The sequence below is a fragment of the Pseudoclavibacter sp. VKM Ac-2888 genome (assembly GCF_015351285.1).
Taxonomy (GTDB): domain Bacteria; phylum Actinomycetota; class Actinomycetes; order Actinomycetales; family Microbacteriaceae; genus Pseudoclavibacter.
Genome location: NZ_JADKSM010000002.1, coordinates 326,515 through 349,371, shown reverse-complemented (window position 1 = coordinate 349,371; position 22,857 = coordinate 326,515). Strand labels below are relative to the sequence as shown.

The following is a 22,857-nucleotide window of genomic DNA, read 5'->3' as shown; positions in this document are numbered from 1 at the left end:
CGGCGCAGCCAGGCCGAACGCATTTCGGGCACTCGTCAGCTTCCCAGGATGTTGACCATCCATGCGACCCCGAAACGGTCGACCAGCATTCCGAAGGTGTCTCCCCACGGCGCCTGCACGAGCGGCTGCTCGATCTCGCCGCCGTCGGCCAGCTTGTCCCAGTATCCGCGAAGCTCCTCGGCGGCGTCGCCGCTGAGCGAGATCTCGACCGTTCGTCCGGGGTTGGGCTCGATGAAGGAGGGCGTGTCGGAGGCCATGATCGTGAACCCGCTGGCAGTCGTCAGCTGGCCGTGCATGATCTTCTCCGACTCGGAGGGGTCCATCGGCATGCCGGAGTCGCCGAACGTGCTGAGCACGAGCTCGCCCCCGAACACCTCCCTGTAGTACTCGAGCGCGTCGCGCGCGTTGTCGAGGAGGTGGATGTACGGGTTGAGGATGACGGCCATGGTCGTCCCTTTCTCTCCTATGGACGACGGGCCTCGTCACACCATCCGATCGTGGCACAGGCCGCCGACATTTCGAGGCATCCCGGCAGGGAATACCGTGAAACAATCTCGGCATGGAATTCACGACGACCATGAGCCTCATGGGGAGGAACACGGGCATCGAGGTGCCGGTGGAGGTCATCGAGCGGCTCGGCGCAGGAAAGAAGCCGGCCGTCGTCGTGACCGTCAACGGCTACACGTACCGGAGCACTGTCGCGGTCATGGGCGGGCGCTTCCTCATCTCGTTCAGCGCAGAGAAGCGCAAGGAGACGGGCATACAGGGTGGTGACCCGATCACCGTCGTCATCGAGCTCGACACCGAGCCGCGCACCACGGAGGTGCCCGCGGACCTCGCCGAGGCGCTCGACGACGCGGGCGCGCTGGCGCGTTTCGATGCCCTCTCACCGAGCGCCAGGAAGGCCCAGATCACCAAAGTCGAGTCAGCGAAGGCCGACGCGACTCGCGAACGCAGGATCGCCGCCGTCGTCGCGTCGCTGGCATAACTCCTGAGTCACATCCGGGTTCTGCATGACCGCCTAGCGTCGAAGCGACTCGGCGAGCGCTGGCTGGACCTGGGCGAGCGTGAGGTGGCCCGCGATCACGAGGTGGGACAGGCCCTGCACGGTTGCCCAGAGCGCCGCGGCACGTGCCTCGATCCTGGCGGGGCTCGCCTCCGGGTCGAGGCCGGCGGCCGCATTCCCGAGCAGCCCCTCGAGCTCCTGGATGAGTGGCGCCATCGTGGCACTCGGCGCCCCCGGGATGCAGACCTCCGGGTCGTAGATGAGCGTGAAGGCATGTGGATGCTCGACGGCGAACTCGACGTAGGCGACGGTGAGCGCGAGGGCACGCTCCTGTGGGGCGACCCCGGGAGCATCCGCCGAGCTGACCGCGTGCACGAGGTGCTGCATGCTCACCTCGCCGAGGCGCTTGAAGAGCCCGGCCTTGTCTCCGAAGTGGTGGTACGGCGCGTTGTGGCTGACACCCGCCTCGCGGGCCAGCTCCCGGAGGCTCATCGTGGCGTGCGACTTCTGCGCGAGCAGCTCCATGCCTGCGGCCTCGAGGACCGGGCCGAGGTTGCCGTGGTGGTACGGCGCATCCGATCTTGACATGAGCAACATCATAGCTAAGCTGACTGTCGTCCTATCTTGACACTGTCCACTTCAAGGCTCTGGAGCCCGAATGCACACCCTCGTCATCGACGGCCACCCCAACCCCGACTCGCTCTGCGCGGCCCTCGCCGCGCGCTATGCCGACGCCCACGGCGACGCTCAGGTCCTCGCCGTCCGCGACCTCGTCTTCGATCAGAATCTCCGACGCGGCTACACCAGGCGCCAGGAGCTCGAGCCCGATCTGCAGCAAGCCTGGAGCGCGATCCAGGACGCCGCACGCATCGTGATCGTCACCCCGGTCTGGTGGGGCTCGGTCCCGTCACTCCTGCAGGGGTTCTTCGACCGGCTGCTCCTGCCGCGCATGGCCTACGACGCCTCCGGCCCGCTGCCGAAGGGCCTGCTCAAGGGACGCAGCGCGCGCATCATCCTCACCGCGGACAGCCCAGGCATCTACCTGCGCCTGACCGGCAACACGCCGATCAGGCAGCTCAAGACCCACGTGCTCGGCTTCGTCGGCCTCGGGCCCATCGCGGTCACCCGCTACTCCCCCGTCAAGACCTCGACCGAGCGGCGTCGCGAGGAGTGGCTCGCCGACGCGGCCCGGCTCGGCGCGAAGGACGCGAGACGCTACTTGCCCGCGCCGAGACCCGCCCTGATGAGCTGACCCGTCGTCGCCGTCGGGAGGTAGGCGCGCGTCAGGCCGATGCCGATGCGCGGGAGGTCGGCCTCGTCGCGGTAGAGCAGGTACATGGGCTCGTATCGCGGATTGAACTTCGTCTTGAAGCTGTGCAGCGAGGAGAAGCCGTAGAGCGGCTCCAGGAGCTCGGAGACCTGGCTCAGCACCTGGTCGAGCGCCGTCGCCTCCGCCTGCCCCGACCCCGCGAGCGGCGCTCCGGAGAGCGAGGCGAAGGCGGCACCCTCGTCCCGGAAGGCGAGGGCCGACGAGATGATGAGGAACTCCATGACGGGCTTGAAGCCGCCGTCACGTCGACGCATGAGGTCGAGCGTCCAGCCGCGGACCGCGCCATCCTGTCCGTACACCGGCAGCCACGACGTGACGCCGTGCACGCTGCCGTCGTCGTCGATCGCGATGCCGAGGCGCACGGCCGGGTCGAGGGCCTCATCGACGCCGCCGAGCGTGAAGCCCATCTCCGGCAGTCCCTTGTCGCCGACCCAGTCCTCCGAGATCGCGCGCACCTGCGCGAGCACCGCCCATGGCTCCTCGGCGAGGGTCGTCATCTTGAAGCGGATGCCCTCGCGCTCTGCACGGTTCACGGCCGAGCGCACCGGCTGCCACGGCTTGCCCTTGAGCTCGAGCCCGGGGAGGTCGATGATCGTGTCCTCCGCGACCTGCACGCGCTGCCAGCTCGCGGGGGCCGCATCCACCGTCGCGCGGGTCGCCGAGAAGAAGGCGGGCGTGTGCCCGGCCAGCTCGGCCCGAGAGGCGAAGTCGTGGATGAGGTCGCTGAGCTCTTCCTTCGGCGCGACCGGGTCGCCGAGCGCGAGGGCGACGCCCGAGTACTCCTGGTAGGCGATGTAGCCGTCCTTCTTCGCACTCAGCAGGTAGTGGTTGCGCGGCCAGAGCGTCATCCACGAGATCGTGCTGCCGCCGACCCTCGGGAGGATCTCGCGAGCCTCCTCGACCGTTCCTCGGCGCTCGCCTGAGAGGGAGTTCTTCGACGGCCGCACGCGGACCGCGAACGAGCGGCGGGCGACGATGAGGAAGACCACGACGAGCACCCAGAGCAGGGAGCCGGCGAAGTTCATGGTGAGGCCCTCGTCGAGGCTGCCGGAGGTCGCGACCACGACGACGATGAGGGCGAGCTCCAGGAGGTTGAAGACGCCGAGCGCCACCGCGACGACCCAGGCGAAGCGCTGGCCCCGCCTGATCCCGTTGGCGACGAGGAGGATGACGACGACGTCGATGGCGACGCCCACCCACGTCTCCGTCTCCGCGTCCGTCTTGCCGAGCGGGCCGTCGAGCGAGAAGAACGCGGCGACGACCTGGGCCGTCCCGAGCGCGATCAGGGCCGTGAACGCGATCAGCCGGTCTTCGCGCGTGCTCGTCGCGAGGCCCGTCTTGCGATGGCGCTGCACGGCGTAGATCGTGAAGATGACGGTGACCGGCAGGAAGTGCTCGATGTCGGCGAGGTCGCCGACGTAGAGGAGGCGCAGGGAGACGAGCGCCCCGAGCGCGAGCCCGAGTCGAAGGCGCCACGGCGGACGCAGCACCCAGACCAGCGCCGCGGTGAGGGCGGCGATGCCGCCGGATGCGCCGACGTCGAGGTCGTCGGCGAGGCGCGTCGCCCACTCCCAGCCGGTCGGGGCGAGCGCCGCGACGATGGCGAGGGTGCCGAGCACCGCGAGGGTCTGGCCGCCGAGGAACACGAGTGCGGTGCGCTTCCAGCCGAAGCGGAACTCGAAGACGCCGCCGACGATGAGCAGCTGCACGATGAGGAGCGCGTAGTGCCAGGCGCCGCCGCCGAGCAGCGATCCGGTGATGGGGGTCCACCACATGCCGGCCTCCAGCGGCGGGATGCCGAAGGCGACATCGCCGTACCAGGGCTGCGCCCGTGAGAGGTGCCACATGGCCCCCGTCGCGATGCCGATGGCGATGATGACGAGCGAGAGCGCGGTCGTGAATGGGGCCCGGCGAGCGAAGGTGACGATCGGGCGCACGGCTGCGGCAAGGGCGTCGCGAGCGGCGGCGTCTCCCGGGGTGGAGTCCTGCGCGTCCTTCGCCGCGGGGATGAGGAGGTCGAGCTCCTGCTCGGTCTCGCTCGTCGCCTCCGCACCCTCTGGTCGGCGCCGGGCTCGATAGACGACGATCGCGACGAGGACGATGACCAGGACCGCGGCGACCGCGAGCGCGGCCCAGCCGAAGGCGTGGATGAGTGCGAGGGCGCTCTTCCCGAGCGCGACGGTGATGGCGGTGACGCCCGTGGCCCAGGCGATACCGCCGAGCGCGTTCGCGAGCAGGAAGCGCCCGTACGGCATGGCCATGGCACCGGCGAGCGGGCCGGCGAAGACTCGGAGGAGCGCGATGAAGCGTCCGAAGAAGACCGCGTACGCACCCCACTTCTGCATGAGACCGACCGCCGCGTTGATGCGCGCGACGCCGAAGTACTTCGGGTACCGCTGCGAGAGGTAGCGCAGCAGGCGTGCGCCCCAGCGCTTGCCGATGTAGTAGCCGATCGAGTCGCCGACGATGGCGCCGACGGCCGCGGCGGCGGCGAGCAGCCAGGGGTCGACACCCGTGCCCGCGACGCTCATGAGCACGGCTGCGATGAGCACGCTCTCGCCCGGGAGGGGCAGGCCGAGGCTCTCGAGCGTGACGATGACCGCCACGAGGAGGACGACAAGAAGTGGGGGGAGCGCTATGAGCCAGTCGAACACGGGTTCAGGCTAGCTGTGAAATGCCCGAGAGACGCGGGATTGTTGCCAAACCGCCGCCAGATGCGCTCCGAACGACCCCCGTGACCAACCCCGGACACAGCGAATTGAGGAGCAACACATGAAGAAGACGACGACTCGGACCATCGCCAGCCTCTCCACGGCCGCAGCCCTCTCCCTCGGCGCCGTCGCCCTGACGGCCGCTCCCGCGAGCGCCGCCGAGCTCGCACCCGCGTCGGCTTCGAGCTCCGTGTCGACGCTGGCCGGCGGTGCCCTCATCAACGGCCCCCTGATCGACGGCCCGCTCATCGACCTCGGCGGTCTCCTCAACTCTCTCCAGATCGGCCAGTTCCAGTAGCGGGTCCGCCTCCGTCCGAAGGAGGCAGCCCAGCGGCCAGCGCCGCACGCCGAGCAGGACATCAGGTGCCGAGGGAGACCTCGGCACCTCTATGAGGAGCGCACAGTGACCGAGACCAGCCGCCGCATCGAGACGAACCAGCAGACCACCGCGGGTTCCCCAGATCGCCTTCCCCTCACGGCAGCGCAGCTGGGCATCTGGTATGCCCAGCAGCTCGACCCCGAGAACCCCAGCTACCAGATCGGGCAGTACCTCGATCTCCGTGGCCAGGTCGATGAGGGGCTGCTGCGGATCGCGTTCACGAAGACGGTTGCCGACCTCGACGCGATGAGCCTCGTCCTGGCCGAGGACGGCGACGGGCCGTACGCCGTGCTCGAGCGCCCCTCCCCGACGGCCGACCTCCTCACGGCGTCCGATCTCCGTCGCCTCGGCGAGGAGGAGGCGGTCCGGGTCGCCCGCGAGCGCATGGACCTCGAGCTGGAGACGCCCCGGTCGATGACCGGCGGCGACCTGCTCGGCACGACGCTGTACCGCGTCGCCGAGGAGCGCTGGCTCCTGTTCCAGCGCGTCCACCACGTGCTCCTCGACGGCTACTCGGCCGTCGTCGGCCTGCGCTACCTCGCCGGCGCGTACACCCGGCTCGAGAAGAGCGCCCCTCGCGGCGTGCTCGGCACGCTCCTGTCCGGGCCCATCGCGCACCTCGCCGCGAGGAGCGCGTCTCCCTTGCCCGGCCTGCACGAGCTCCACGAGCATCTCGACGAGTACGCGTCGTCGGAGAAGCACGAGGCGGATGCCGACTACTGGCGCGCCCAGCTCGCCGACGACAGCGTCGTCACGGGCCTCGAGGGCACGACCGGACGCGCCGCCAAGCGCGTCGTGCGCGTCTCGACGAGCATCCCGGAGGCCGACGCGGCTCGTCTGCGAGCGCTGGGCCGCGACCTGCCGAAGACGGCCGTGGGCCTCGTGGCCCTGTACCTGTCGAAGATGACCGGACAGGCGCGGGTCTCCCTCGGCCTCCCGGTCACAGCGCGGCGCGGCAAGGTCGCGAAGACGACCCCCTCGATGCTCTCGAGCATCCTCCCCCTGCGCGTCGACGTCTCCGCGGGGCTCAGCCTCTCCGAGGTCATCGCCAATGCCGGTGACGCGGTCCGCGGCGCCGTCGCCCACCAGCAGTTCCGAGTCGAGGAGGTGGCCCAGACGCACGCGCTCGCGGGCCCTTCCGTCAATCTCCTCCCGGTCATCGACGAGCTGGTCTTCGGCCGCGCTCGCGGCACCGTGAACATCCTGTCGACGGGACCGGTGCATGACCTGTCCGTCGTCATCTCGGGGCTCACGAGCGAGGCCGCCGCGCCGACGCTCCAGCTCGAGGGCGACGCGGAGCTGTACACGAGCGACGTCCTGCGCGAGCACGCCTGGCGGATGCTCGAGCTGCTCTCGCAGGTCCTCGACGAGCCGGCGACCACCACCGTCACCGACGCCAACGTCGTGCGCGCCGACGAGATCGCGGGGCTCCTCGAGCAGGGCTCAGGCGACGATGTCCCGATCGGCCAGGAGTCCGTGCTGCGTGCCTTCTCGAAGGTCGCAGCGGTCCGAGACGCGGAGACGGCGGTCGTCGCCGCAGACGGCACGCTCACCTTCGCTGAACTGGACGCACTCTCGACGAGGCTCGCCCACCACCTCGTTGGCGAGGGCGTCGGTGCGGGGCGCACGGTCGCCGTGCGCATCGAGCGCAGCCGACACCTCCCCGTACTGGTGCTCGCGGTGCTCAAGGCCGGCGGCGTGTACGTCCCCCTCGACCCCGAGTACCCCATCGACCGAGTCGGCAACATGATCGAAGACGCACAGCCAGCGCTCCTGCTCACGAGCAAGGCGCAGGAGCAGCGCGACCTGGCGGCGGGAGCGCAGTGGCGGGTCGCGACCCTCCCGATCGACGCCGACACGTCGGTCGCCTGGCGTCGGAAGACGGCGGACCTCAGCGGCCTTCCGACGGTGGCTCCCTCCGAGCTGGCCTACGTCGTGTTCACCTCGGGCAGCACCGGCCGCCCCAAGGGCGTCGGCGTCGACCGCCTCGCCCTCCGGAACCTCTTCGAGCACCACCGGGCAGAGATCTTCGACCCGGCAGCCGAGCGCCTCGGTAGGCCGGCGCGGGTCGCGCACACGGCTGGCCTCTCGTTCGACGCCGCCTGGGACCCGCTGCTCTGGCTCTTCGCCGGCCACGAGCTGCACATGATCGACGACGACGTCCGCCGTGACCCCCAGCGGCTCGCCGCGTACTTCGCCGAGCACGGGATCGACGCGATCGAGACGACCCCGTCGTTCGCCGAGGCGCTGATCGCCGGCGGGCTGTTCGACCAGGACCGCTACCCGACCGAGATCGCGCTCGGCGGGGAAGCCGTCGGACCCGCGCTCTGGGATGTCCTGGCGGCCCAGCCGGACGTCCGCGCCCTCAACCTCTACGGGCCGACGGAGACGACCGTCGACAGCCTCATCGCGCCGATCGAGAGCGGCTCCGAGCCGCACATCGGCACCTCCGTGCGCAACACGCGCCACTACCTCCTGGATGCATCGCTCACGCCCGTTCCCGACGGCGCGATCGGCGAGCTGTACCTTGCCGGCGCGAACGTCGCCTCCGGCTACGTCGGGCAGCCAGGCCTCAGCGCCGAGCGCTTCCTCGCCGACCCCTTCGCCGGCGACGGGACGCGCATGTACCGCACCGGAGACGTCGTGCGTCGCCGCCGCAGCGGCTCGCTCCGCTTCCTGGGCCGCATCGACGAGCAGATCAAGATCCGCGGCTACCGAGTCGAGCTCGCCGAGGTGGAGGCCGCGCTGCGTCGGCAGCCCGGCGTCTCGGCCGCCGCCGCGATCGTGGTCGGCGAAGGCGCATCCGCCCGCCTCGTCGGCTACGTGACCGGTGACAGCGAGATCACGGACCTGGCCGCCCGCACCAGGGCCTCCCTCGCGACCGAGCTGCCGGGCTACATGGTTCCGAGCAGCGTGCTCGCGCTCAGCGAGCTGCCGATGACGCCGAACGGGAAGCTCGACCGGCGCGCACTTCCCGCACCGGACCAGGCGCCGAGCGACCCCGTGCAGCAGCCCCGCACCCGCGCGGAGCGCGTCACGGCCGAGGCCTTCGCCGACGTGCTCGGCATCACCTCGATCGGCGTCGACGAGGACTTCTTCGCCGCGGGAGGGCACTCGCTGCTCGCCACGAAGCTCGCCTCGAAGCTCTCCGAGCGCCTCGAACGCCAGGTCACCGTGCGCGACGTGTTCGAGCGGCCCACGGTCGCAGGCCTCGCCTCGCTCGATGCCGAGGATGCCGACGCCGCTCGGACGCTCCCGCTCGTTCCGACACCCCACACGGACGAGCTCCCCGTCTCACTCGCCCAGCGTCGCCTGTGGTTCCTGAACAGCCTCGAGCCAGGCTCGAGCGCCTACAACATCCCCGTCGTTCTGCACCTGGACGGCGAGCTCGACGTTGCCGCCCTCCGCTGGGCGTTCCGGGACGTCGCGGAGCGCCACGAGCCGCTGCGCACCGTCTTCCCGTACATCGATGGGGAGCCGCGCCAGCGCATCCTCCCGATCGACGAGGGCGCCCCCTCCTTCACGGCCGTCGAGGTCCCCGCGGACCGCGTCGACGAGATCGTCAGGCAGGAATCGCTGCGCCCCTTCGACGTGACCGTCGAGGTTCCCCTGCGCGCTGTGCTCCTGCGCCGCTCCGCGACCTCGCACGTGCTCGTCGCGACCATGCACCACATCGCCTCGGATGGCTGGTCGCTCGCGCCCTTCGCCGCCGACCTCTCCGCCGCCTACACGGCGCGCACGGCTCCCGAGTCCGCCGGCTCGAGCGCCGCCCCGTCCCCCGCGCTGCCCGTCTCCTACGCCGACTACACCCTGTGGCAGCGGGAGTCGCTCGGCTCGGAGGAGGACTCCACGAGCGCCATGAGCACTCAGCTCGACTTCTGGCGCCGGGCGCTCGCGGGCGCACCGGACGAGATCGACCTGCCGCGAGACCGCGAGCGCGGGAGCCGGCCGAGCGACATCGGGCACCTCGCCTTCGAGCTCGACGCCGAACGCCACCTCGCGCTGCGCCGCGTCGCCTCGGAGCACCGCACGAGCCTCTTCATCGTCCTCCACGCCGCGGTCGCAGCCGCGCTCGGGCAGCACGGCGCTGGCACCGACATCGTCCTCGGCACACCTGTCGCGGGCCGCGTCGACCCCAAGCTCGAGCGGCTCGTGGGCTTCTTCGTCAACACGGTCGCACTGCGCACCTCGCTCGTCGGCAACCCGACCCTGGAGGAGCTCATCGAGCGGGTCCGGGCGGGGAACACCGACGCCTACGCGCACCAGGGCGTGCCCTTCGATGCTGTCGTCGACGCCGTCCGCCCCGCTCGCGTCGCCGATCGCCACCCCGTCTTCCAGGTGCTCCTGACGCTGCAGAACACAGAACCAGCGCGGCTCGACCTCGGCGACGTCGAGGTCACCGTCCCTGGCCAAGTGACGACGGCGGGCGTGAAGACCGACCTCATGCTCGACTTCTCGACGCCCGCTGGCGACGAGGGGCCGCTCGAGGCCGCGCTCGCCTACGACCTCGCCCTCTTCGACGAATCGACGATCGAGCGCATGCGCGACACGGTCGACCGGATGCTCGCCGCCATGGTCGAGTCGGTCGAGCGCCCCCTCTCGGAGATCCCCGCCGTCGACGCCGCGACGCGGCACCGCATCGACACGCAGGCCCGTGGCCGCTCGCTGACCGTCGAAGGGACCGTCCTCGACGTGCTCGCGGCCAGCATCCGCCGCGCACCCCAGGCCTCTGCGCTCGAGGACGAGCACGAACACCTCTCGTTCGCCGAGCTCGGAGCCCGCGTCGACGCCGCGGCCCTGGGGCTCGTCGCCTCCGGCGTGCGTCCCGGCGATCGCGTCGCCGTCGCGCTTCCGCGATCGGTCGACGCGGTGACGCTCGTGCTCGCCGCGCTCCGCAGCGGAGCGATCGCCGTTCCCATCGACATCGACTACCCGGACGCGCGCATCGCGCAGATCCTCGAGGCGAGCACGCCCGCGCTGCTCGTCGCGAGCGATGCGGACCGCCTCGCCGCCCTCGCCGCTGACTCCGGCACTCCGGCAGCCTCCCCCGCCGCGCTCGTCGCGCTCGGGGAGAGCGCCGAGGACACGAGCCTGCCAGAGCTCCCCCGCCCCGAGCAGCCCGCCTACCTCGTGTTCACCTCGGGCACGACCGGCACTCCCAAGGGCGTGCAGGTCCCGCACTCCGCGCTCGCCAACGTCCAGGCGCAGCACGAGGACGCCATGATCGCCCCGCTGCGCTCGCGCCTGGACGGGCGAGCCCCGCGTGTCCTCCACGTCGCCGGCCTCGGCTTCGACGCCGCCTGGGACCCGATCCTCTGGCTCGCCGCCGGGTCAACGCTCGTGATGGCCACGGACGGCACGCGACGAAGCGCCGACGAGCTCGTGCAGCGCGTCGACGACGCCGCGATCGACGTGCTCGAGACCACGCCCTCCTACGTCCGACAGCTCATCAGCACGGGACTCCTCGACCGGGCCGCGCACCGGGAGACGCCCCTGCTCATCGCGCTCGGCGGCGAGGCCGTCTCGCGAGAGCTCTGGGATTCCCTCCTCGCCGCGGTCGGCGTCGAGGCGTGGAACCTCTACGGCCCGAGCGAGTTCGCCGTCGACTCCGTCGTCACCCGCATCAGCGAACCAGGACACGTGCGGATCGGCCGCCCCGTCGCGAACGTGACCGCGCGAGTGCTCGACGCATTCCTCAGGGATGTGCCGGACGGAGTGCCGGGAGAGCTGCACCTCGCCGGCGCCTCGGAGGCGCACGGCTACCGCGGGCGAGCCGCCGAGACCGCGACCGCCTTCATCGCCGACCCTTCCGGCAACGGCACCCGCCTCTACCGCACCGGCGACATCGTCCGCCGCCACGGATCGGGCGAGCTCGAGTTCCTCCGCCGCGACGACGACCAGATCAAGCTGCGCGGCTACCGCATCGAGCTCGGGGATGTCGAACGCAGCCTCGAGCGCACGGCTGGCGTGGATGCCGCAGTCGCGACCATCCACGCGCCTGCCGGACAGGACAGCGCGCGGCTGGTCGCCTGGGTCGCCGGGACCGCCGATGCCCGGACCGTCACCGCCCACGCCCGTGCCGCACTGCCCGACTACATGGTGCCATCGAGCGTCACCGTGCTCGAGCGTCTGCCCCTGACTCCGAACGGGAAGGTCGACCTCGCAGCGCTGCCCGCGCCCGAGTCCGCCGCGGGTTCGCGGCGCCCGCAGACCGAGGACGAGCGCGCCATCTGCGCGGCGTTCGCCGCCGTCATCGGCCTCGACGAGGTCGGACTGGACGACGACTTCTTCCGCCTCGGCGGGCACTCCCTGCTCGCCGTCGCGCTTGCCGGGGAGCTGCGCACCCGCTTCGGCACCGCACCGGCGCTCCGCGCGATCTTCGACGCCCCCACGCCTGCTGGCCTGCTGGCGCTGCTCGGCCGCACCGGCGAGCGCACCGAGGACGCCCACATGGTGGTCTCCAGCACGCGCCCGCCGCTTCGAGAGTGGACGGCAGCGAACCCCCGCGTGGCCGGACAGCCGCTCCCGCTCTCCCCCGGTCAGGCCCGCCTCTGGTTCCTCAACCGACTCGCGCCGAGCTCCGGCGACTACAACGTCGTCCTCAGCGCTCGGCTCGACGGCGAACTGGACCGGGAGGCGCTCGTCGGCGCGCTCGACGACCTCGTCGCCCGCCACGAGGTGCTGCGCACGAGCTACCCGGAGGCCGACGGGGCACCCGTGCAGCGCATCCACGCCCCGGTCTCCGGCCTGCTCCAGAGCGAGCCGGTCGACGCCTCCGCCGGCTTCGACCTCACTCGCGACCTGCCCTTCCGCGCGGGACTCTCCGAGCAGGGCGACGGATCCTGGCTGCTCCAGCTCGTGATCCACCACATCGCGACCGACGGAGCCTCGCTGGCCCCCCTCGCCCACGATCTCGCAACCGCGTACACGGCGCGAAGGAGCGGCTCCGCAGCACTCCGGCGCCCGCTGCCTGCCCAGTTCGCCGACTTCGCGCGCCTGCTCACGGCGCACGAGGACGAGGCACGCGAAGCACGCGAGCTCACCGCCTGGACCGACTTCCTCGACGGTGCGCCGTCGGTGCTGGAGCTCAGCGCAGACGGCGCCCGCGAAGCCGGGAGCGCCCAGCCGGCGCGCCAGCTGGCCTTCACGGTCCCCGCGAACGTCGCCACCGGTCTCGGCTCCGTCGCCGCCGGCACGTCCGCGAGCGGCTTCCACGGCTGGGTCGGCGCGCTCGCCGGCTTCCTCATGCGCACGGGCTCGGGCACGGACCTCGTGATCGGGGCCCCGTCGGCGGGGCGCCAGGATGCTGACCTGAGTGACCTGATCGGGTTCTTCGTCAACACGCTGCCCCTCAGGATCCAGCTCGGAGACGACACCACCCTGGCAGGCGCCGTCGAGGCCGCACGAGCGTCAGCGCTCTTCGGCATCGACCACGAGCAGGTGCCGTTCGAGCGCATCGTCGAGGCCGTCGCGCCGGAACGCGTGCTCGGACGCCACCCCCTGTTCCAGACGATGCTGGCCGTGGAAGAGCAGAGCGATCTGCCGCTTGCGCTCCCCGGCGTCGACGTCTCGCCCGTGGCCCCGGAGAGCACGGGAGGCGCGAAGTTCGACCTGTCCTTCACGCTGCGCCCGGCCGAGGCCGGCTCCGACGTGCCAGGAGTGCTCGAGTACAACTCCGCGCTGTTCAGCGAGGCAGCGGCCAACGGCCTCGTCGAGCGACTCCTCGCCTTCCTCACGGTCGCGACCGAGACCCCGGATGCACCGCTCGCGTCGATCACCATCCCTGGCACCCCGGAACGGCTGCCTGCCTGGCGGCCCGACGGCGACGCGGCTGCGGACGCGGACCTCCGCTCCGTGCTCGAGGCCTTCGACGCCGCGGCAGAGCGCACCCCGGACGCACCGGCCGTCGTCGCCCCGGACGGTGCGGTCGATTTCCGGACCCTCGCCGAGCGGACCGAGCAGGTCTCCCTTGCGCTGCGTCGCAGCGGCGTGAAACGGGGCGGCGTCGTCGCCTACCGCCTGCCACGGTCGATCGACACCGTCGCCGCTCTCCTCGGAATCTGGCGGGCCGGTGCCGTCGCGATGCCCATCGACCCCGAGTACCCGAACGAGCGCGTCGACGCGATGCTCGATGCGGCCCGTCCCGCGCTGGTCATCGACGGAGGACTCGACGAGATCCTCGCCGAAGGCGCCGGCGCCGGCGGCGAGGCGGGCAAGACCGGCGGCTCCGAGGTGCGCACCGCGCAGCTCGACGCCCCCGCCTACCTCATCTTCACCTCGGGAACGACCGGGGTCCCCAAGGGAGTCCAGGTGCCCCACCGCGCTCTCGCGAGCCTCCTGCGCAGCCACCGCTCGACCCTGCTGCCGGACGCCGCCGAGCGCCGCATCCGCGTCGCGCACACCACCGGCGTCGGCTTCGACGCGGCCATGGACCCCATCCTGTGGCTCGCGAGCGGCCACGAGCTGCACGTCATCGCAGACGACGTGCGCCGCGACCCGGAGGCGCTCGTCCAGCTGTTCGCCGACCGGCAGATCAGGGCATGGGAGACGACGCCGAGCTACGTCGAGGCGCTCACCGCGCAGACGGGCCTCGAGCACTGGCTCGACTCCCTCTCAGCCGCGGACAGCTTCACGCTCCTCCTCGGCGGCGAAGCGATCAGCGGCGAGCTCTGGACCTGGCTGCGTCGCCGGACCAGCACCCGTGCCTGGAACCTGTACGGCCCGACCGAGGTCGGCGTCGACTCGATGCTCGCCAGCATCGAGGACACGAAGGAGCCCACGCTCGGATCCACGACTCGGGACGTCGTCGGCCACGTGCTCGATGCCCGCCTCCGACCGGCACCAGCTGGCAGCATCGGCGAGCTCTGGCTCTCCGGGCGCCAGCTCGCCGACGGCTACACGGGCCGCTCAGCAGCCACCGCCGAGCGCTTCGTCGCCGACCCCTTCGCCCGCGACGGCAGCCGCATGTACCGCACCGGCGACCTCGTGGTCGTGCGGGACGCGATGCCTGACGAGCCCAGCCGCGTCGTCTCGCTCGGCCGCACCGATGCGCAGCTCAAGATCCGCGGACACCGCGTGGAACCCGAGGAGCTGACCCGCGTCATCTCCGAGCAGCCCGGCGTCGCCAGTGCCGTGGTCCTTCCCGTCGAGTCGGCCGGACAGACCGTGCTCGGCGCCTGGATCGTGCCGAGCGAGCTGCCCGCCGAGTCGGACGACACGGCGCGGGAACAGCTGGCCGATCAGGTGCTCGCGGCCGTTCGCGGACGGGTGCCCGACTACATGCATCCGGTCGGCATCAGGGTCATCGCGCGCATCCCGCTCACCCCGAACGGCAAGCTCGACCGAGACGCCCTCCCGGAACAGCAGGCGAGCGGAGGCACCGGGCGCGCCCCGAGCACACGCGCTGAGCTGGCCGTGGCAGCGGCCTTCGCCGAGACGCTCGGCGTCGACGACGTCCGCGCCGACGACTCGTTCTTCGCGCTCGGAGGCCACTCGTTCGTCGCGCAGCCGACCATCCGGGCCATCAACGACGCGCTCGGCACCGAGCTGCCCGTGCAAGCCATCTTCCAGGCGCCGTCGGTCGAGGGCCTCGCCGCCCTCGCAAGCGACGGTGGCGGCGACATCGCGGAGAGCCTCCGGATGATCCTGCCGCTGCGCCAAGCGCGCGACGCGGACGGCTCCACCGCCGGCCAGGAGCCGCTCTTCGCGGTCCACCCAGCGAGCGGAATCTCCTGGAAGTTCGCGGGGCTTCTCGCGCACCTCGAGGGCAGCCGGCCGCTCTACGGACTGCAGCTGCCCGGCATCGCGCCCGATGTCGATCACGAATTCGAGCACAGCTCGCTCGAGGAGCTGCTCGACGCGTACGTGAAGGCCATGAGGAGCGTGCAGCCCGAGGGCCCGTATCGGATCGTCGGGTGGTCCTTCGGCGGACGCCTGGCGCACCACCTCGCCGCCCACCTCCAGCGAGGCGGCGACGAGGTCGAGCTCCTCGCCATCATCGACGCCTACCCGACGGAGCATTCTTCCGTCGCCGGAGTCGACGGCGGCGACCGCATGTGGCGCGCGTTCCTCGACGCCAACGAGGTGGCGGCCCCGGCAGGCGAGCTCGACGCCGAAGCGGTGCGCGCAGTCCTGGCAGAGGCGGGCAACCCCCTCGCGGACATCCCTGCACGGAGCATCGACCGCATGGTGCGCGGCTTCCTCCGCGTCGGGGCGCTCCTCGACACGACCCCGATCCCCACCTTCGAGGGCGGGCTGCACGTGTTCGAGGCGCGCGTCGACGTGCCGGCAGACCGGCCAGCCCCACAGGCCTGGGCGGCGCACGCCACGGGTCGGGTCACCTCGAGCGGAGTCCAGGCTCGCCACTCGGCGCTGCTCGACGACGCCTCCCTCCGCGTGATCGCCCCAGTGCTCGACACGCTCATGTCCGATTCACATGCACAGCTTGCCAACCGATAGCGAGCCTGCTCCGAAGCACCTGGAGAACCATTCGCGCCACCTCACTCACGAACCCCCGCGTGAACAGAGAAGGGAACATCATGACCAATCCGTTCGATGACATCTCCGCAGAGTTCCGAGTCCTCGTCAACGAGCTGCAGCAGCACTCCCTCTGGCCCGACTTCGCCGACGTGCCCGCAGGCTGGGTCGTCGTCTACGGCCCAGCCCCCAAGCAGGCCTGCCTCGACTACGTGACCGAGAACTGGCGAGACATCACGCCCGTCCGCGAGCGCGACCTGGCGGTCTCGTGATCTCGATCCGCGGGCTCAGGAAGCGCTTCGGCGACTTCACCGCGCTCGACGGCGTCGACCTCGAGATCCCAGCAGGCTCCGTCCACGCACTCCTCGGCCCGAACGGGGCGGGCAAGACCACCACCGTCCGAGTCGTCACGACCCTCCTCGACCCGGATGCCGGCGACGTGCAGGTCGCCGGCCACTCCGTCCGGCGCGAGGCTCAGGACGTGCGCCGCAGCATCGGCGTCTCCGGCCAGTACGCGGCCGTCGACGAGAAGCTCACCGGAGTCGAGAACCTGACGATGGTCGGCCAGCTCTACGGCATGCGGCGCCGAGACGCGAAGGCACGCGCGAACGAGCTGCTCCGCGACTTCCGCCTCGACGACCTGCACCCCAAGAAGCGCGCGGGCGACTACTCGGGCGGCATGCGCCGCCGCCTCGACCTTGCCGGCGCCATCGTCGCCAGGCCGCCCGTCGTGATCCTCGACGAGCCGACGACGGGACTCGACCCGCGCGGGCGTCGCGATACCTGGGATGCGATCCAGACGCTCGCGACGGCAGGCACGACGGTGCTCCTGACAACCCAGTACCTGGAGGAGGCCGACCAGCTGGCCGATGCCATCTCGGTCATCGACTCGGGCCGGATCGTGGCAGAGGGCACCGCGTCGGCCCTCAAGGCGCGGGCAGGAGGAGCCGCGATCGATCTTGTGCTCGAGCGGGCGGAGGACGGCCACAGGGCCCTCCAGATCGTCGCCGCGATCGGACGCGAGGCGTCCCTCGACGACCGCGCCGTGCGCATCACCGCCAAGGCACCGAACGGCAGCCGTGATATCGCGGCCGTGCTCGCCGGCCTCTCGGAGGCCGGGATCGGCACGATCGAGGCGGCGCTGCGGCAGCCGACCCTCGACGAGGTCTTCCTCCAGATCACGGGGCAGCGACCCGACGACGCGTCCGCCGAGCTGCACACCAACGACGAGCGAGAGGCGGTCACCGCATGAGCGCAATCACCGCGGCCTTCCGCGACGGCAGCATCGTCGCCCGCAGGAACGTGCTCAACGTGCAGCGCACGCCTGGCGCCCTCGTGACCGGCATCGCGCAGCCCATCATCTTCGTCCTCATCCTCGCCTTCGTCTTCGGCGGCGCGTTGGGCGGCGCCGACTACCGGCAGTTCCTGATCGGCGGCATTCTCGCCCAGACCCTGACCTTCAACTCATCGTTCACCGCCGTCTACCTCGCGAAGGACCTGCAGTCCGGCCTCATCGATCGGCTCCGCACGCTCCCCATGTCGCGCGTCGGCGTCATCCTCGGACGGACGAGCTCCGATCTCGTCACGAGCATCATCTCCATCGCCGTGATCCTGACGTGCGGACTCGCGATCGGCTGGCGCGTCGAATCCGGCCCGCTCGAAGTGCTCGCCGCCTTCGCGCTGCTGCTGCTCTTCGCCTTCTCGACCTCCTGGATCGGCGCGACCATCGCGCTCACCGCGAAGAGCGTCGAGGTCGCGCAGAGCCTCGGCCTCCTGTGGCTGTTCCCCGTCTGCTTCATCTCCGGTGCCTTCGTCTCAGCGGACATGCTCCCCGGCCCCCTTCGCGCGTTCGCGGAGTGGAACCCGGTCACGGCGGTCGCAAGCGCCGTCAGGGAGCTCTTCGGCAACGCGGCCCCGAGCGGCTTCACGGCTGCCGGAGGATGGCCCGCCGAGAACGCCGTCCTGTACGCGTTCCTGTGCAGCGTCGCGATCATCGCGATCTTCGCGCCGATCGCCGTGTGGCAGTACCGCCGCATCAGCCGCCGATGATCGCCGTGCTCGCCGCTGGCATCGACGAGGTCCTCGACGCCGCGTCGCAGTGCGCGAGCACCGACGACCTCGCCGCCGCCGGCGCTCGGAGCACCGAGGAGCTGCGCCGCCGCACGCTGGCGGGGCGCGCCGCCCTCCGGCTGCTGGCGGCCTGGGGCCGCGGGGTCCCGCTCGAGCTGGCCGGCGAGCTCGACATCGCCCGCCGCTGCGCAGACTGCGGCGGGCGCCACGGGCAGCCGACGAGCAGCGACCTCTCGCTCAGCTCCTCGACGACGAACGGCCGGGTGCTCGTCGCGATCGCCGACCCGGCGGACGCGATCGGCGTGGACATCGAGACCGTGCCGACACAGCTGTGGTCCGAGTTCGACGCGTACGCCCTGCACCCAGCAGAGCGGCTCCGGATGCCCGCGTCGACGCAGCGGGTGGGCGTCGCCGCTCGCATCGCCCTCTGGACGGCGAAGGAGGCCGCGCTGAAGGTCTCCGGCCGTGGCCTCCGAGACGAGCCGTCCTCGCTGCGCGTCGAGGAGCATCCGCTCGATGGGCACCCCTCCTGGCGCATCGTCCACGGTGCGCCGAGTCCCGCATCTGGTCCGTCTTCCGTGAGTGTGCGCCAACTCGCGATCGGCGGCAGCGCGGAGGCATCGATCGCCACCACCCGCCCCCAGGAGGTACGGCTCTGGAGCATGCCCGAGCTGCTGACCGAGCTCGGCTGCCTCCCGGACACCGGCTACGACGTGGGCGAGCTCTCGCACCTGACCTGACCGCGGAAGCTCCCCGAGCCCACCAGATGGGCCGAGCCCACCAGATGGGAAAAGGCTGTGCTTCTCACCCCACACGGGCCGGCATCTTCCCGGATTCCAGGCGTGGAAAGCACAATGTGGCTATGCGGAGAGTCAACGTCATCGTGGCCGGTACTGTCCAGGGTGTCGGCTACCGCTTCACCACGGCGCAGGAGGCGCAGCGGCTGGGTGTGAGCGGCTGGGTCCGCAACCTCCACGACGGCCGGGTCGAAGCCGAGCTCGAAGGAGAGGAGCACCAGGTGGATGCGCTCCTCGCGTGGATGAGCAAAGGGCCCCCGTATGCCGAAGTCACCGCATCTCGCGTCTCCGAGCGGACCCCAAAGGGAACCGAGGGCTTCCGCGTCGTGCGCTGAGCCTCCCGCGTTGGCCTCCCCACGTTGACCTCCCCGCTAGGTCGTGAGCCCGCCGAAGAGCACCGAGACCATCATGGCGACGATGACCGAGTTGAACGCGAACGCCAGCACCACGTTGGTCCGAGCGATGCGCCAGCCGCGGCGCGACGTGATCTCAGCCGACGCCGTCGCCGCCATCGTCGACATCAGGACCGCGAGCGTCAGGTAGTCGCCGAAGCGAGGCTCCTCCTCGAACGGGAACACGATCTGCGACCGGCGCGCGGCATCCCGCTCGCGCTCGTCCGCTCCCCCATGTCCCGCCTCAGCATCAGGGACCGCGTCGAGGCGGAGGTACTCCAACGCGAACGCGTAGACCATGAGCGCCCACGAGGCCGCGACCGTGGCGAGCCCGAGCACCACGAAGATGGTCTGGTCGCGGAAGGCGGGTTCCTGCGCGATAGCGACCGTGAGGGCGACCGCGACCATGGCGCCCGCCATCGTCCAGTCCGTCGCTCCCCCGTAACCGACGAGCCGATGCCACCAGCGGCGCTTCGTGATGCGCTCTCGCCTCGAGGCGACCCGCAGCTGCACCGCGTCCGCGTTGCGATAGGCGAGGTGCGTCCAGACCAGGTACACCGTTCCGAACAGCGGCCAGAACACGATGAAGATGCTCACGAGGTAGCGAACCGTGTCGCCGATCTCGACGCCGAGGCGTCTCGCCACGAACAGGTAGAAGGCCGCTGCGAACGGCACCGCGATGAGCGCGCTCCAGTTGGCCCGTGCAGTGTCGCCCATGATGCGTCTCGCCATGCGGACATCCTCCCGCATCGCGCGGGGAACCGAGCGGCAGCTCAGACGAAAAAGCCCCGGTCAGCTTCAGCTGACCGGGGCTTCGTGGTGGATCTGAGGGGATTCGAACCCCTGACCCCCTGCATGCCATGCAGGTGCGCTACCAGCTGCGCCACAGACCCGCACCCGTTTCCGGGAACTCGAAAATAATAGCTCAGAAGCTGGGACGCACCAAATCGAGGCGGCCAGCGCGTGTCGCTACCGAGCGGTGCGACGGGGCCAGGCATCCACACCCATGCGCACGGCGATCACGACGAGGAAGGCCGCGAAGAGCAGATTCGCGAGCGACGGCGAGATGGCGGCGGCGCTCAAGCCCCCGAGGCTCGTCGTGAGGCAGGCGGCGCCACCGACCGCGAGGCCGGCACCCACATCCACGTTCTTGCGTCGCAGGTTGCTGATCGTGCCGGACAGCGCCGTCGGAATCATCATGAGCAGGGAGCTGCCCTTCGCGAGCAGGTCGCTCGAGCCGAAGAGCACGACCAGCATCGGCACGACCACGACTCCCCCGCCGATGCCGAGCAGGCCGGACAGCACGCCCGTGCAGAGGCCCAGGAACACCAGCAGCGCGCCGCCGAGCAGATCGATGTGCACTGCGGCGTCCCTCGACGGCACGACGAGGAAGAGCGAGACGATGACGACGCCGATGAACGCGATGAACGCCCACTGCAGCGTGCGCTTCGAGATCTTCTCCAGCAGCCATGACCCGAGCGGGGCACCCGCGATCGCGCCGATGGCCAGGAGCCCCGCCAGGAGCAGGTCGACGTTGCCGCCGACCGCGTACGTCACCACCCCGACGATCGCCGACGGCAGGATGGCGAGCAGCGAGGTGCCAGCGGCCAAGCGGGTGTCGAGCCGCACCAGATAGACGAGTGCGGGCACGATGAGGATGCCCCCGCCGACCCCGAAGAGCCCAGAGAGGAAGCCCGCGAGCAAGCCGGTGAGGATGAGCCAGACCCATCCGCCCTTCGACCTGCGGGGCGTCACGCCGCTCAGCTCTGCTCGGCCTGGTTCGGCTGCTCGGCGGCTGCGTCGCCCTCGCCGAGATCGAGCTTCACGACGGGTGCGTCGTTCCACAGGCGCTCGAGCCCGTAGAACGTGCGCTCCTCCTCGTGGAAGACATGCACGACGATGTCGTTGAAGTCGAGGAGCACCCAGCGACCCTCGCGACGGCCCTCTCGGCGCAGCGTGCGCTGCCCGATGTCGCGCATCGCGTCTTCGATCTCATCGGCGATGGAGAGCACCATGCGCTCGTTGCGACCGGAGACGAGAAGGAAGATGTCCGTGAGCGGCATGTTGTTCGAGACATCCAGGGCGACGATGTCGAAGCCGAGTCTCTTGTCGGCAGCCTTCGCTGCGATGTCTGCCAGTTCGATTGCTCGCGTACTCGCGGTCATTCGGTCCCTTTCATTGAGAGCCCAGATGAGCTCAACGTGGTGTCCGAGAGGCGATGCGCTCGCCAGCTGATCAGAACCAACCCTGAACAATACCCAGGATCACTGCGACAACGCCAGCCACAGCGACGGCGAGGCCACTCACGACCGCCCAGATCGACAGCCGCACGCCGTGCCCACGGCGGGGTGCGAGCGGCATTCCAGGCTCGCGCACCGCGCGGCTGGCCGCGACCGGACTGTGCTCCTCGACGGCCCTCGAGTGCAGCTGCTCGTCGCCCTCGTCAGCGTGGTCGATCTCCGGCGAGTCGAGCCCCGTCGTCAGCGTGCCGAAGTTGGAGAGCTCGCGGGAGACCTGCATCTTGCCCGTGATCATGAGATCACCCGCGCCGCTGAGGGCGCCGGTGATATCGGGCGAGCTCATCTCCGGCATGACGATCATGCCCGTCGGCGTCTCGTCCGTGGAGTGGCTGGCCATGACGAGGCGTCGGAAGTAGTCGCCGCTCGTGCCGTCCTCCTGAGCCTCCTGCTCGACGGCCGCCGGGCTCCGATTGAACGAGTCGCCGGGCAACTCGGGGGCCTCAGCGACCTCCTCGACCTCAGCGACGTCCGGGGTCTCAGAAGCCTCAGTGGACTCGAGCGTCGCCGGCACGTCGATCGGCGTCGGTGAGAGGCCGTCGATCTGGAGCGGAGCCTCGAGCGCGACGCCGGATGCGAGCTGCGCCGGCTGCGCCGTTTCAGCACGAGGGGCCGGAGCGGCTGGAACGACAGGAGCGGCTTCTTCGGATCCCGCCTCAGCCTCCACGGAGACCGTCGGCGCCATCGTCGGGAGCTCGGGCTGCTCGCCCTTCTCGCGGCGACGTTCGAGCTCGCGAAGCTCGCGGCGAGTCAGTGGGGCGTCACTCATATGGCATCAATCTCTTCTGCCGTGTACAGCCTGTGCTTGGCCATGTACTGCACGACACCGTCTGGCACCAGGTACCAGACCGGCTTCTCCTCGTAGGCCCTCGCCCTGATGTCCGTCGAGGAGATCGCCAGGGCTGGGATCTTGAGCGCCGTCACCTTGTCGGCGGGGATGCCGTCGGTGCGCATCTCGTGCCCCGGTCGCGAGACCGCGACGAACTGGGCGAGTTCGAACAGCTCGAGCGAGTTCTTCCACCCAAGGATCTGCGCGATGGCATCCGCACCCGTGATGAAGTACAGGTCTGCATCCGGGCGGAGTCGCTGGACGTCGCGCAGGGTGTCGATCGTGTACGTGGGGCCGTCGCGGTCGACGTCGACACGACTCACCTTGAACCGGGGGTTCGAGGCCGTCGCGATGACCGTCATCAGGTAGCGGTGCTCGACCGGGGTGACGTGCGACTTGTGCGACGGCTTTCCTGTCGGCACGAAGAGCACCTCATCGAGATCGAAGTGCGCCGCCGCCTCGCTCGCCGCCACGAGGTGCCCGTGGTGGATCGGGTCGAAGGTTCCACCCATGACGCCGACTCTGCGGCGCTCGGGAACGGGGGAAGGCTCGACGGTGTGAGGCATAAGG

General features: G+C 70.7%; 17 protein-coding genes and 1 tRNA gene. 9 read left to right on the top strand and 9 right to left on the bottom strand.

Annotation, left to right across the window (positions count from 1 at the left end):
- Window positions 1-35: 35 nt before the first annotated feature.
- Window positions 36-446, bottom strand: coding sequence for a VOC family protein (locus ITJ61_RS16985; RefSeq protein ID WP_194686926.1), 411 nt, complete (start codon window positions 444-446; stop codon window positions 36-38).
- A 113-nt stretch (window positions 447-559) separates the two neighbouring features.
- Here ITJ61_RS16985 and ITJ61_RS16980 point away from each other — a divergent pair, with 113 nt between their 5' ends.
- Window positions 560-988, top strand: coding sequence for a YdeI/OmpD-associated family protein (locus ITJ61_RS16980; RefSeq protein ID WP_194686925.1), 429 nt, complete (start codon window positions 560-562; stop codon window positions 986-988).
- Between the two features lie 33 nt (window positions 989-1,021).
- On the opposite strand, the gene ITJ61_RS16975 is transcribed toward ITJ61_RS16980, so the two are convergent.
- Window positions 1,022-1,594, bottom strand: a complete 573-nt coding sequence (locus ITJ61_RS16975; RefSeq protein WP_194686924.1) for a TetR/AcrR family transcriptional regulator — start codon at window positions 1,592-1,594, stop codon at window positions 1,022-1,024.
- A gap of 70 nt (window positions 1,595-1,664) precedes the next feature.
- Here ITJ61_RS16975 and ITJ61_RS16970 point away from each other — a divergent pair, with 70 nt between their 5' ends.
- Window positions 1,665-2,258, top strand: coding sequence for an NAD(P)H-dependent oxidoreductase (locus ITJ61_RS16970; RefSeq protein ID WP_104306348.1), 594 nt, complete (start codon window positions 1,665-1,667; stop codon window positions 2,256-2,258).
- On the opposite strand, the gene ITJ61_RS16965 is transcribed toward ITJ61_RS16970, so the two are convergent.
- Window positions 2,222-4,990 carry a rhomboid family intramembrane serine protease gene (locus ITJ61_RS16965; RefSeq protein WP_104306347.1) on the bottom strand — a complete coding sequence of 923 codons (2,769 nt, stop codon included), beginning with the start codon at window positions 4,988-4,990 and terminating at the stop codon, window positions 2,222-2,224. The two genes, ITJ61_RS16970 and ITJ61_RS16965, sit on opposite strands and share 37 nt — an antisense overlap.
- Before the next feature lie 118 nt (window positions 4,991-5,108).
- On the opposite strand from ITJ61_RS16965, the gene ITJ61_RS16960 reads away from it, so the two are divergent.
- The 7 genes from ITJ61_RS16960 to ITJ61_RS16930 all read left to right on the top strand — a co-directional run bounded on the left by ITJ61_RS16960 (window position 5,109) and on the right by ITJ61_RS16930 (window position 19,104).
- Window positions 5,109-5,345: a hypothetical protein gene (locus ITJ61_RS16960; RefSeq protein WP_104240838.1), complete on the top strand. Its 237-nt coding sequence runs from the start codon at window positions 5,109-5,111 to the stop codon at window positions 5,343-5,345.
- Between the two features lie 105 nt (window positions 5,346-5,450).
- Complete coding sequence (locus ITJ61_RS16955; protein WP_194686923.1) at window positions 5,451-15,884, top strand: non-ribosomal peptide synthetase; 10,434 nt, start codon at window positions 5,451-5,453, stop codon at window positions 15,882-15,884.
- A gap of 80 nt (window positions 15,885-15,964) precedes the next feature.
- Window positions 15,965-16,174: an MbtH family protein gene (locus tag ITJ61_RS16950; RefSeq protein WP_104298996.1), complete on the top strand. Its 210-nt coding sequence runs from the start codon at window positions 15,965-15,967 to the stop codon at window positions 16,172-16,174.
- Window positions 16,171-17,154, top strand: coding sequence for an ATP-binding cassette domain-containing protein (locus tag ITJ61_RS16945; RefSeq protein WP_194686922.1), 984 nt, complete (start codon window positions 16,171-16,173; stop codon window positions 17,152-17,154). Before ITJ61_RS16950 ends, ITJ61_RS16945 begins: the two co-directional genes overlap by 4 nt.
- Window positions 17,151-17,951, top strand: coding sequence for an ABC transporter permease (locus ITJ61_RS16940; protein ID WP_194686921.1), 801 nt, complete (start codon window positions 17,151-17,153; stop codon window positions 17,949-17,951). Before ITJ61_RS16945 ends, ITJ61_RS16940 begins: the two co-directional genes overlap by 4 nt.
- A complete protein-coding gene (locus ITJ61_RS16935; RefSeq protein ID WP_194686920.1) occupies window positions 17,948-18,712 on the top strand; it encodes a 4'-phosphopantetheinyl transferase family protein in 765 nt (254 codons plus the stop codon). The genes ITJ61_RS16940 and ITJ61_RS16935 overlap by 4 nt, the downstream gene beginning before the upstream one ends.
- A 122-nt stretch (window positions 18,713-18,834) precedes the next feature.
- Window positions 18,835-19,104 carry an acylphosphatase gene (locus tag ITJ61_RS16930; protein WP_160070539.1) on the top strand — a complete coding sequence of 90 codons (270 nt, stop codon included), beginning with the start codon at window positions 18,835-18,837 and terminating at the stop codon, window positions 19,102-19,104.
- Between the two features lie 36 nt (window positions 19,105-19,140).
- On the opposite strand, the gene ITJ61_RS16925 is transcribed toward ITJ61_RS16930, so the two are convergent.
- From ITJ61_RS16925 to nadD, 6 genes are all read right to left on the bottom strand, one after another.
- Window positions 19,141-19,893 carry a DUF1345 domain-containing protein gene (locus tag ITJ61_RS16925; RefSeq protein ID WP_181059687.1) on the bottom strand — a complete coding sequence of 251 codons (753 nt, stop codon included), beginning with the start codon at window positions 19,891-19,893 and terminating at the stop codon, window positions 19,141-19,143.
- A gap of 85 nt (window positions 19,894-19,978) precedes the next feature.
- Window positions 19,979-20,054 (bottom strand) — tRNA-Ala (locus ITJ61_RS16920).
- Between the two features lie 76 nt (window positions 20,055-20,130).
- Window positions 20,131-20,916 (bottom strand): sulfite exporter TauE/SafE family protein, encoded by a 786-nt coding sequence (locus ITJ61_RS16915; protein WP_258067544.1) that lies wholly within the window; start codon window positions 20,914-20,916, stop codon window positions 20,131-20,133.
- Window positions 20,917-20,921: 5 nt separating this feature from the next.
- Window positions 20,922-21,326: a ribosome silencing factor gene (rsfS, locus tag ITJ61_RS16910; RefSeq protein WP_104298995.1), complete on the bottom strand. Its 405-nt coding sequence runs from the start codon at window positions 21,324-21,326 to the stop codon at window positions 20,922-20,924.
- Between the two features lie 70 nt (window positions 21,327-21,396).
- Entirely contained in the window at window positions 21,397-22,227 is an 831-nt protein-coding gene (locus ITJ61_RS16905) for a hypothetical protein (RefSeq protein WP_194686919.1), read from the bottom strand.
- A complete protein-coding gene (gene nadD, locus ITJ61_RS16900) occupies window positions 22,224-22,853 on the bottom strand; it encodes a nicotinate-nucleotide adenylyltransferase (RefSeq protein WP_104240830.1) in 630 nt (209 codons plus the stop codon). Before nadD ends, ITJ61_RS16905 begins: the two co-directional genes overlap by 4 nt.
- Window positions 22,854-22,857: the final 4 nt, after the last annotated feature.